Source organism: Zoogloea sp. (assembly GCF_030157465.1).
Classification (GTDB): Bacteria; Pseudomonadota; Gammaproteobacteria; order Burkholderiales; family Rhodocyclaceae; genus Zoogloea.
The window spans coordinates 1-11,242 of record NZ_JAOAUU010000122.1 but is presented as its reverse complement, the minus strand read 5'-3'; the positions used below and the strand labels follow the sequence as shown (position 1 = coordinate 11,242).

Sequence of the window (11,242 nt, the reverse complement as noted above, 5' to 3'; positions counted from 1 at the left end):
TACTCGCCAACGCGGGAAACGTCGCCGATTTCTTCCAGCATTTTCAGACAGGCTTCGTTCGCGCCACCGTGCGCCGGGCCCCACAGGCAGGCGATGCCTGCAGCGATACACGCAAAGGGGTTGGCACCGGAAGAACCCGCCAGACGCACCGTCGAGGTGGAGGCGTTCTGCTCATGGTCGGCGTGCAGCGTGAAGATGATGTCCAGCGCGCGAACCAGAACCGGATTCGGCACGTACTTTTCGCACGGATTGCCGAACATCATGCGCATGAAGTTCGCGGTGTAATCCAGCTCGTTGTCCGGATACATGAACGGCATGCCGGTGTTGTACTTGTAAGCCATTGCCACGATCGTCGGCAGCTTGGCCACAAGCCGGTTGAAACTGACGTTGCGGTGCTCGGCATCCGAGAAGTCCATCGCATCGTGGTAGAAGGCGGACAGCGCGCCAACCACACCCGTCATCACTGCCATCGGGTGAGCATCGCGACGGAAGCCGGAGAAGAACTTGGAGAGCTGCTCATGCACCATCGTGTGATTCTTGATGGTGTTTTCAAAGTCGGTCTTCTGCGTGGCGTTCGGCAGCTGGCCGTTCTTCAGCAGGTAGGTGACTTCCAGAAAATTACAATTTTCGGCCAGCTGCTCGATCGGATAGCCGCGATAGAGCAATTCGCCCTTGTCACCGTCAATGTAGGTGACGCTGGACTGACAGCTCGCCGTGGACAGGAAACCGGAGTCATACGTGAAGTATCCGGTCTTTCCGCCGAGAGTACGGATATCGATCACATCATTGCCATGCGTTCCCGACATGATCGGAAACTCTACGGGCTTGCCATCTACGGTCAGTGTAGCAGTACGTTGCGTCGTCATATTTTGGTCCCTTTTCCCTGTTGAAACTCCACAGCTCCCAAGCGCTGAATCCGCTGCCTTAACCGGCCCGCAGCAAATCCACCATTTCCTTCCAGCGATCATTCGTAACCGGCTGGCTGCCGTTGATCATGGCCCACAGGTCATGATCTTCGACAATCAGCAGGTCATCGAGATCGGCCAGCTGATCATCGGTCAGATGATCAAAGTGCCTTTCGAGGAAGCGCGCGAACACCAGATCGAGCTCGAGAAGAGCCCGACGGCACTGCCAGCGCACACGCCCCCTGTTGAGCGTCATACCGCGCGACGAACCATCATGTCTTTGATCTTCCCGATCGCCTTGGTGGGATTGAGATTCTTCGGGCAGACATCCACGCAGTTCATGATGGAGTGGCAACGGAACAGACGATACGGATCTTCAAGATTGTCCAGACGCTCACTGGTTGCCTGGTCGCGCGTATCTGCCAGGAAGCGATAGGCAGCCAGCAAACCAGCCGGCCCGACAAACTTGTCAGGATTCCACCAGAACGACGGGCAGCTCGTCGAGCAGCACGCGCACAGGATGCACTCGTAAAGGCCGTTGAGTTCTTCGCGGTCCTCCGGAGACTGCAGGCGCTCACGCTCGGGCGCCGGATCATTGTTGACCAGATACGGCTTGATCGAATGGTACTGCTTGAAAAACTGGGTCATGTCGACGATGACGTCGCGAATGACCGGCAGACCGGGCAGAGGACGCAGGACGACAGGTTGAGCGATCTCATCCATGGAGGTCAGGCAGGCCAGACCATTCTTGCCGTTGATGTTCATGGCATCGGAACCACAGACACCTTCACGGCAGGAACGACGGAAAGACAGCGTATCGTCTTTGGCCTTGAGCCGAACCAGCGCATCCAGCAGCTTCTTGTCGGACTCTTCGAGTTCGACAGAAATATCCTGCATATAGGGCTTGTCGTCCTTGTCCGGATCGTAGCGGTAAATCTTGAACTGTACGGTTCGCTTGCTGCTCATGTTCTATTCTCCGGGACGCTCAGTAGGTACGCTTGGCCAGCGCGATCGGCTCGACATCGGCAGACATCGGCTGCAGATTCACCGGTTTGTAGTCGAGGCGATTGCCCTGGCTGTACCACAGCGTGTGTTTGAGCCAATTCACATCGTCACGGCCATTCGGGGTCTCGGCACAGTCGATCGCATCGTCACGAACGTGGGCGCCACGGGACTCCTTGCGCGCTTCGGCAGACACCATCGTAGCCTTGGCCACTTCGATCAGATTGTCGAGCTCGAGTGCCTCGGTGCGGGCGGTGTTCCAGACCTTGGACTTGTCCTTGATCTGAGTCCGCTTGGCACGCTCGGCAACTTCCATGATCTTCGTGACGCCTTCCTTCATGACATCTGCGAAGCGGAAGACGCCGGCATGCTTTTGCATCACGCGCTGCATCTCGAGACGAACTTCGTGCACATCCTCGCCACCGGTCTGGGTTTCCAGCCGTGCAATTCGCGCCAGCGAAACATCGGCTGCATCTTCGGGAAGCGGCTGAAGCTTGAGCTGACCGGACTGGAAGTCTGACACCACGGTTTCGCCGGCGGCCTTGCCGAACACCAGCAGATCGAGCAGCGAGTTGGTGCCAAGACGGTTTGCACCGTGCACCGACGCACAGGCACATTCACCCGCAGCGTAGAAACCGACGATCGGCACGTTCGAATTGCCGTCCTTGGGTACGACAACCTGACCCTTGTAGTTAGTCGGGATACCACCCATTTGATAGTGGCAGGTAGGCACGACAGGAATCAGGGCCTTGATCGGGTCAACGCCAGCGAACTGGATGGAAATCTCTCGAATGCCAGGCAGACGCTTGTTGATGGTTTCGGGCGACAGGTGCGTGATGTCAAGCAACACGTGATCCTTGGCGCTGCCACAACCGCGACCTTCATTGATTTCGGTGGTCATCGCACGGGAAACCACATCCCGGGACGCCAGATCCTTCAGGTTGGGCGCATAACGCTCCATGAAACGCTCGCCGGAGGCATTGCGCAGAATGCCACCCTCGCCACGTACACCTTCCGTAATCAACACGCCGGCACCGGCCACGCCGGTCGGGTGGAATTGCCAGAACTCCATGTCTTCCAGCGGAATGCCGGCGCGAGCCGCCATACCGACACCATCGCCGGTGTTGATGAAGGCATTGGTGGAGCTGTAATAGATGCGACCGGCGCCACCGGTTGCGAAAATGGTGGCCTTGGCATGGAAAATCGACACCTCGCCGGTTTCCATTTCCATCGCCGTCACGCCGAGCACGTCACCGTCCGCATTGCGGATCAGGTCCATCGCCATCCATTCCACGAAGAACTGGGTATTGGCGCGCACGTTGCGCTGATACAGCGCGTGCAGCATCGCATGACCGGTACGGTCGGCCGCTGCACAGGAGCGGGAAACGGGGGTCTGACCGTAATTCTGCGAATGACCGCCGAAAGGACGCTGATAAATCTTGCCGTTGTCGGTACGGTCAAACGGCATGCCGTAATGCTCGAGTTCAACGACGACTTCGTTGGCCTTCTTGACCATGAACTCGATAGCGTCCTGGTCACCCAGCCAGTCCGACCCCTTGACGGTGTCGTACATGTGCCAGTGCCAATTGTCTTCCGTCGAATTGCCGAGCGAGGCAGCAACGCCGCCCTGGGCCGCCACGGTGTGCGAGCGAGTCGGAAAAACCTTGGTCAGGACAGCTGTCTTCATGCCAGCTTCGGAGAGCTGCAGAGCTGCCCGCAGGCCAGCGCCGCCGGCGCCGACGATTACCGCATCAAAGGTACGCTTTGCGACTTTCACTTACAGCCTCCAGAGAATCTGAGCAGCCCAGCCGGCATAGCCGATGAGCAGAAGGGCGACAACCGAGTGCAGCGCAAGACGGATGCCAGTCGGTTTGATGTAGTCCATGAAAATGTCGCGCACGCCGATCCAGGCATGAAAGAACAGCGACATGAAAAACAGGAATGTCGCAAACTTCATGAAACCGCCGCTGAAGACCGCACGCCAACTCTCATAGGAAGAGTCGGGCATCAACAGTGCGCAGATGGCGAAAACAACGGTGTAAATGGCCATGACAACAGCAGTGACGCGTTGCAGAAGCCAGTCACGGAAGCCGTAATGGGCACCGACAATAATGGGCTTTACCATAGTTTGACTCCCAGCGCGACGGTAAGAACAAGGCTGACAACCAGAACGATTCCGGCGCTGCGACGGGCAGAGGGAAGATCGATACCCTTGTGCATATCAAGCAGAAGAAAGCGGATGCCTGCACAGAAGTGGTGTAGGTATGCCCACAGCAAGCCCAGCAGAACGAGCTTGAAGAACGGATTCCCGATCACGGACTTGTATGAGGCATACGATTCGGGCGAGCCGACGCTGCTACCAAAGAGCGCCAGCAGCACGGGCAGCATCAGAAACAGTCCGGCACCGCTAACCCGATGCAGGATCGAGACGAATCCCGGGAGCGGGAGCCGAATCTGGTTCAGCGCCAGATGCTTCGGACGCTGTTTCTTCAAAATCACCTCTGTCATAGATTTTCCCTCAAACAATAGCGACAAAAAGCCGCACATTTCCCACACAAACAAAATTGTAAGTATATACCCTTACCAACTACTGACAGGCCGGGCCTTTCCCATCAATTCAATTCGTTCAATTTAATTCGTTGAGATAATAATGCTCGGCGGTCGAATAGAGCCCGCGGCGCCACTCGACAGGCCGGTCCCCGTAGGTATATGTCACCCGCTCAACCGACAGCAGCGGAGTACCCTCGACCACACCGAGGGTCTCACTTGTCATCCGGTCAGCCGCCACAGCACGAATCCGCTCTTCGGCGCGGATCATCCTCACACCGAAACGACCCTCAAACAAGCTGTACAGGGACCCCTGAGCACCCTGCAACACTTCCATGGTCAGACCCTGAAATATCTCGCCCGGAAGGTATATTTCATCAACAACAACCGGCTTGCCTGAAAAACGCAGCAGCCTCCGCAAGATCGTGACTGGCGCACCCAACTCGATTCCGAGCATCCGCGCAGCTTCATTACCGGCTTTGGCCTTCCAGCAATCGAGGGGAACGCTTTGTGGATGGGCCAGATCGCCATCAACGGGAACAAGTCGCAAAAAACGGAACAAGGCTCGGGGGTCATTGTGTGACGCCACGTAGGTTCCCTTGCCCTGCTTACGAACGAGGAGATTTTCTGCCGCCATCTCGTCGATGGCCTTGCGGACCGTTCCTTGGCTGACATTGAAGCGAAGCGCGAGTTCCTGCTCGCTGGGAATCGCCTGCCCCGGACGCCACTCGCCGGACTCCAAGGCGCTGAGCATCAGATGCTTGATCTGACGATAAAGAGGACTGAAAGTAGGCGAGTCTTGTCGCATCGGCGTATTTGAACACACTTTTTTCAGGCAGTCCATAATCAATCTTATATCTTATATAAGATATAAGACATGGAATTGACAGCGCCAAAAAATAATCCTACGATTCACATGTTAACTAGTCGCATGCCAACCTCAACGCGAACCCATATCGCAACAACCCGCAGGCGACGTGAAGCATTAACATTAGTGTTTTTATAACGCTTCTTTAGAGAGGGAGTCTCAATAATGGCAAAAGCCCCCGTTCGTGTCGCAGTTACCGGCGCCGCCGGCCAAATCGGTTACAGCCTCCTGTTCCGCATCGCCAGTGGCGAAATGCTGGGCAAGGATCAGCCCGTTATCCTTCAGCTCCTCGACCTGCCCCAAGCCCAGAAGGCTGTGAAGGGCGTCATGATGGAACTGGAAGACTGCGCCTTCCCGCTGCTGGCAGGCATGGTCGCCACTGACGACCCCAACGTGGCCTTCAAGGACGCCCAGGTTTGTCTGCTGGTCGGTGCCCGCCCGCGCGGCCCCGGCATGGAGCGCAAGGATCTCCTGACCGAAAACGCCAAGATCTTCACCGTCCAAGGCGCTGCAATCGGCCAGTACGCCGATCCCAACGTCAAGGTTCTGGTTGTGGGCAACCCCTGCAACACCAATGCCTACATTGCCAAAGAAATCGCGGTCAAGTTCGGTCGCGTTCAAGCCAAGAACTTCACCGGCATGCTGCGCCTGGACCACAACCGCGCGCTGTCGCAACTGGCCTCCAAGTCCGGCCGTGACGTTTCGAGCCTGAAGAACCTGGTTGTGTGGGGCAACCACTCCCCCACGATGTATGCCGACTACCGCAAGGTCACGTCCAACGGCGACAACGTCAAGAACCTGATCAACGACGAAGCCTGGAACCGCGACGTGTTTCTGCCCACCGTCGGCAAGCGCGGCGCAGCCATCATCGAAGCCCGCGGCCTGTCGTCTGCCGCCTCCGCCGCCAATGCCGCCATCGACCACATCCGTGACTGGGCGCTCGGCTCCAATGGCGAATGGGTCACCATGGGCATCCCGTCCGATGGCTCCTACGGCATCCCCGAAGGCATCATCTATGGCTTCCCGGTCACGACCGAGAATGGCGAGTACAAGATCGTCCAGGGCCTGGAAATCGACGAATTCTCCCGTGAGCGCATGACCCACACGCTCAACGAACTGCTCGAAGAACGTGATGGCGTGAAGGATCTGCTGAGCTGATTGCTCGACTGATTCGTCGCACCGTAAAACGCGGGGGCAGAAATGCTCCCGCGTTTTTTATTCATGTCGTTTTTTGCTAATCTCCACAGGCCACGACAACGAAAGAATGAGCCTCGTCATGCTGCACCCCGATAACGTGCTGTTTCAGGGCGAAAAGCCCTTCCCGATCCTTCCCGCCGTCGATCATTACGCTGGCAGCGAAAAGCTGATGCGCAAGGCGCTCGCGCTCCAGCATGAACTCGGACCGGTTTTCGACATCACTTTCGACTGCGAAGACGGGGCCCATGCGGGCGCCGAAGCTGAACATGCAGCAATGGCCGCCAGCCTGATCATGTCCGGCGACAACCGCTTCGGACGGGTAGGCGCGCGCATCCACGACATCACCCACCCACACTGGGAACGGGATGTGGACATCCTCGTCAGTCAGGCCGGCGAACGCCTCGCCTTCCTGACACTCCCCAAACCCCGCAGCGTTGCCGATGCGGCCCTGCAGATCGAAGGCATCCGCAGCGCGGAAGAACGCTACGGCATCGAACGGGAAATCCCGGTCCACGTGCTGATCGAAACTCACGGGGCGCTACGCGACGCGTGGGACATCGCAACCCTGGACAGGGTGGAATCCCTCGACTTTGGCTTGATGGACTTTGTAAGCGGCCACCACGGCGCCATTCCCGGCTCAGCCATGCGTAGCCCCGGGCAGTTCGAACATCCACTGGTGACGCGCGCGAAATGCGATATCTCTGCGGCCGCACTGGCCAACGGAGTGGTTCCATCACACAACGTCACAACCGAACTGAAGGACATCGCCTTCATCCGCAATGACGCTGAACGAGCCCGCAAGGAATTCGGCTACTTGCGCATGTGGAGCATCCACCCTAACCAGGTCTTGCCCATCGTTGAAGCCATGCGCCCGGACTTCACCGAGGTCGAGGAAGCGGCAAGCATTCTGGTTGCAGCCCAGGACAAGGGCTGGGGACCCATCCAGCACGCCGGCAAACTGCATGACAGAGCATCGTATCGCTATTACTGGGAACTGCTAAAACGCGCCAAAAGTACCGGCATGCACATACCTGGAGAAGCTGCTTCGCGGTTCTTCTGAAAGAAAAGCCCGGCGCAGAGCCGGGCTTTATTTTTGCATGCCTATCTGATGTCAGTCAGGCAACGCGATCTTGTTGTCGGTGCTGTACTGGTAGTCGTGGAAAACGTGCTCGGCTGACAGGATTGCGTAATTCCCGTCCTCACCCTTGCGGGACGTGTCCTTCAGCCGGTACGTGTAGTGGCCGCAGGTCCAGAGATCGAAATTACGCATGTGCGTGCACATGCAGGTCTTCTCCATGACGAAGACTTTCTTTGCGCCGGGATGCAGCGCCACTTCCTGGTTGTACGCCTGAATGTAGGAACAGCTTCCGTTGCTGTCGAGCAGGTATCCGTAGGCTTCACAGTTCGGGCGAATGCCCGAGCCGATTGCCGGACTGCCAGTCAGCATGCGCATCGGGTAGCCGGTTGGCGAAATCTGGTTAACGACGATCTCGTCTTCGCTGGCCTTGAAATAATGCTGTTGTACATCGGCCGGCAGGCCACACTCTTCCGTCACGGTAAAGCGCGTTGCAACCTGAACCGCCGCTGCGCCATGCTCAAGAAACGCGGTGGCGTCACTACCAGTGAAGATGCCACCTGCGGCGATAAGCGGAATCTCGAGCTTCTCTGCAAGCAGCCAGGCACGGATCTCGGCAACGATGGTTGCCAGGTCGTACTTCGCCCAGTCCATTCCAAAACCCAGGTGCCCACCTGCCAGCGGACCTTCCACAACCACGTAATCCGGCAGGCGGTTGGTGCGCGCGCTCTTGCGCAGGAATAGCTGAAGTGCACGCAGGGACGACACGATGATGCCAAGCTTGGCATCCCGGAAGCGCGGATGATCCTCGATCAGTGCAAACGAACCAAGGTGAAGGCCGGCAGCCAGGGTAATGCCGTCGATACCCGCATCAAGGGCGCTGGCCAGCCGCACGCGAAGGGTTTCCTTCGGGGCATTCATAGTCAGCTTTTCCATGCAGTTCACGAAGATCATGCCGGAGCCGCGCTTCGCTTCCATGGTCTTGCCCACATGGAGCTTCGTCGCCTCGGCCAGCTGGCCGAGATCGAACTTCACCACCGACTTGTCGGTATTGGCAACGTTGAACTTGTACTGCTTGAGTTTTTCCTTGACGTACTTGGTGTTGAAACGACGATCAGTCACCGTTTTCACCATTGCATCCGAGATGTGACCGACCCCGCCCAGGCGTGCAGCCTCCAGCGCCAGATCTGCAGTGGAGATATCCACCCCCATACCACCGATCACAATGGGCACCAGCTCCTGCTTGCCAAAGCGCAGACGGAAATCATCAACTCGTTTCATGAAACTCCTTCCAGACAGACGTAAAGACGCCACTCAGGGACCAACCGACCAAAATGTGGCCTAATGCAGCATTATCCCACTGAGCGGGCGCTCCTGACGTTGTTTAAATCAAGGAAAATCCAAAGAATTGCACCCCGCCGCCCATCGAAGTACGGCACCCGACAGGCGGTGAGACTGAAAGCCGCAAAATTTGTTACCTTCAGCACTGCGGAAAATATCACGTAGTCCGCTAGAATTATGCCTCCGAAGCCGCCCTAATCCAGATGTCGGAACCCTCCCATCCCGCAAAAGAATGCGCTGTCCTGTTTGCCGATCTCGTCGGCAGCACTCAGCTGTATCAGCTCGTGGGTGACTCCTCGGCCTTTGAGCTGGTCGACCGCAGCATCCGCGCCATGCGCATCGTGGTCGAAACCAAGCGCGGCCGGGTCGTCAAGCACACTGGCGACGGGCTCATGGCCGTTTTCAACGATCCCGACAGCGCTGCGGACGCTACGCTGACCATCCACCAGACGCTGAAAGACCTCCCGTCTGCGCCCGAACAGCAGCGGCTCGCGGTGAGGATGGGCTTTCATTTCGGCCCGGTTGTCGTAAGCGGCACCGACGTCTTCGGTGAAACCGTCAATTTCGCAGCGAGACTGGCCGAACTGGCCTCGCCGGGCAAGGCCATCACTTCGGCTGAGACCGCCCGCCGCCTCGGGCCTGAATGGCGCTCGGTGCTCCATGCGCTGCCCCCGCGGGTGATCCGCGGGCTGTCCCGGCCAGTCGAGCTGTGCGAACTGATGTGCGAGGCCATCGGAGAGCTGACAATCGTCCAGAGCGACCATTTCCTTCTCGAAACCGAGCCGGAATTACGTCTTTACCTGGACTCGATTTCGCTGGTGCTCAACTCCAACAAGCCCAGTGCACGCATCGGCCGCGACCCCGCCGCCGACATGGTGGTGGGCGACACCCAGTCGTCCCGCCGCCATGCCGAAATCGAACTGCGCGGAGACAAGTTCGTATTGATCGACCGCAGCAGCAACGGCACCTTCGTGCAGATCGAAGGTGAAAGAGAGTTTCAGCTATCGCGGGAGGAAGTTGTGCTGCGCGGACGCGGCCAGTTCTCGCTGGGGCGCAGTTGCTCCAACAGCCCTCAGGTCGTCAGCTTCGTCTGCATCTAGGGCTTCCGGAGCCTTCTCCGGAACTGCCCGCTCTCCCCTTTAGCGCACCGCCAACGCAGCGCGTAACGCCGATCCAGCCTTCTCGACCGCCGTCACCGCCTGCGGAAACATTTTTCCAAGCGTGATGAAGCCATGCACCATGCCGTCGAACTCATGCACGGTCACCGGCACGCCAGCGCTGCCGAGGGTTTCGGCATAGGCCTTGCAGTCGTCGGTCAGCGGGTCGCAACCTGCAACGATGAAGGTCGCCGGAGGCAACCCGTCGAAGCGAGCGGCGAGTAGCGGTGACGCACGCCAGTCGCTCCAGTCAGCTTGATTGGGCAGGTATTTCTCGAAGAACCAGGCCAGGCTCTCGGTATCCAGAAAGTAGCCGTTGGCGTAGGTACGGCGCGACGGACGCTGGCTGAGAATGTCGGTGCAGGGATAGATCAGGAGCTGGAGCGCCGCCTGCGGAGCACCGTCGTTGCGCATCTGCAGGGCCGTAACGGCACTCAGCGTGCCGCCTGCGCTATCACCGGCCAGTGCAAAACGGGCCGGGTCAATGCCGAGCAGCGCGGCATTGGCGAGGGTCCAGGCAACGGCCTGCTGCGCGTCCTCCACCGCTCCCGGAAACGGATGCTCGGGCGCCAGCCGGTAATCCACCGACAACACCGCGCACCCACCGAGGTTGGCCAGCTCACGACACAAGGCGTCGTAGCTCGGGATGTCGCCAACGCACCACCCGCCACCATGGAAATAAAAAGTCACCGGGAGAATTGCGTCCGGCGCCGCATCCAGCGGGCGATACAGGCGCGCCATGATCACGCCATCCCGCGCATGCACACCCGGAATCGGCACGTCGGTCACCGAGGCCACGGCAGGCAAGTCAGGGCGTAGTGCGAACTGGAGCTTTTCGAAGGAGCGACGGGCCTGATGCACATCCAGCTCGTGGAAGCGCGGCGCACCGACGCGATAGACCATGTCGAGCATAGCCTGGGCTTTGGGGTCGAGTGCCATGAAAAATCCGGGAACTTGTTTTTTCGACGCTTCCGACTGGGGAAGCATCGCCTGATCAGCCACTGAGGGCCAGGCAATCAAGTGGGTCACAATTTGCGCCATAAACGGAAAAAACAGCCCGTTTTTTGCTACAATTCTCTAACCCATTGATTTTATTGGTGCCGGGAGGGGGACTCGAACCCCCACACCTTGCGGCGGCGGATTTTGAATC

General features: G+C 58.4%; 12 protein-coding genes. 3 read left to right on the top strand and 9 right to left on the bottom strand.

What is annotated here, in order from left to right; translation table 11 throughout:
* From gltA to Q1W26_RS14545, 7 genes are all read right to left on the bottom strand, one after another.
* Positions 1–866 (bottom strand): citrate synthase (gene gltA / locus Q1W26_RS14575; protein WP_300441631.1); only part of this gene is annotated, 866 nt, incomplete at its 3' end.
* Positions 867–924: 58 nt separating this feature from the next.
* Positions 925–1,161, bottom strand: coding sequence for a succinate dehydrogenase assembly factor 2 (locus Q1W26_RS14570; protein WP_300441629.1), 237 nt, complete (start codon positions 1,159–1,161; stop codon positions 925–927).
* Positions 1,158–1,871, bottom strand: a complete 714-nt coding sequence (locus tag Q1W26_RS14565) for a succinate dehydrogenase iron-sulfur subunit (RefSeq protein ID WP_300441627.1) — start codon at positions 1,869–1,871, stop codon at positions 1,158–1,160. The genes Q1W26_RS14570 and Q1W26_RS14565 overlap by 4 nt, the downstream gene beginning before the upstream one ends.
* Before the next feature lie 19 nt (positions 1,872–1,890).
* Positions 1,891–3,684, bottom strand: coding sequence for a succinate dehydrogenase flavoprotein subunit (sdhA, locus tag Q1W26_RS14560; protein ID WP_300441624.1), 1,794 nt, complete (start codon positions 3,682–3,684; stop codon positions 1,891–1,893).
* Positions 3,685–4,032 (bottom strand): succinate dehydrogenase, hydrophobic membrane anchor protein, encoded by a 348-nt coding sequence (gene sdhD / locus Q1W26_RS14555; RefSeq protein ID WP_300441621.1) that lies wholly within the window; start codon positions 4,030–4,032, stop codon positions 3,685–3,687.
* Complete coding sequence (sdhC, locus tag Q1W26_RS14550) at positions 4,026–4,415, bottom strand: succinate dehydrogenase, cytochrome b556 subunit (protein ID WP_300441618.1); 390 nt, start codon at positions 4,413–4,415, stop codon at positions 4,026–4,028. Before sdhC ends, sdhD begins: the two co-directional genes overlap by 7 nt.
* Positions 4,416–4,533: 118 nt before the next feature.
* On the bottom strand, positions 4,534–5,262 hold the full coding sequence (locus Q1W26_RS14545; protein WP_300441634.1) for a GntR family transcriptional regulator: 729 nt from the start codon (positions 5,260–5,262) through the stop codon (positions 4,534–4,536).
* A gap of 225 nt (positions 5,263–5,487) precedes the next feature.
* Here Q1W26_RS14545 and Q1W26_RS14540 point away from each other — a divergent pair, with 225 nt between their 5' ends.
* Entirely contained in the window at positions 5,488–6,480 is a 993-nt protein-coding gene (locus tag Q1W26_RS14540) for a malate dehydrogenase (RefSeq protein WP_300441616.1), read from the top strand.
* Between the two features lie 106 nt (positions 6,481–6,586).
* Positions 6,587–7,579 carry an aldolase/citrate lyase family protein gene (locus Q1W26_RS14535; RefSeq protein ID WP_300441613.1) on the top strand — a complete coding sequence of 331 codons (993 nt, stop codon included), beginning with the start codon at positions 6,587–6,589 and terminating at the stop codon, positions 7,577–7,579.
* A 51-nt stretch (positions 7,580–7,630) separates the two neighbouring features.
* Here the strand turns inward: Q1W26_RS14535 and Q1W26_RS14530 are convergent, their stop codons facing one another.
* The gene (locus tag Q1W26_RS14530; RefSeq protein WP_300441610.1) at positions 7,631–8,875 is read right to left on the bottom strand and encodes a nitronate monooxygenase; all 1,245 of its coding nucleotides are present in this window, start codon (positions 8,873–8,875) and stop codon (positions 7,631–7,633) included.
* Between the two features lie 263 nt (positions 8,876–9,138).
* On the opposite strand from Q1W26_RS14530, the gene Q1W26_RS14525 reads away from it, so the two are divergent.
* Positions 9,139–10,035, top strand: coding sequence for an adenylate/guanylate cyclase domain-containing protein (locus tag Q1W26_RS14525; protein ID WP_300441607.1), 897 nt, complete (start codon positions 9,139–9,141; stop codon positions 10,033–10,035).
* A 39-nt stretch (positions 10,036–10,074) separates the two neighbouring features.
* Here Q1W26_RS14525 and Q1W26_RS14520 read toward each other — a convergent pair whose 3' ends face one another.
* Entirely contained in the window at positions 10,075–11,031 is a 957-nt protein-coding gene (locus Q1W26_RS14520; RefSeq protein WP_300441603.1) for an alpha/beta hydrolase, read from the bottom strand.
* Positions 11,032–11,242: the final 211 nt, after the last annotated feature.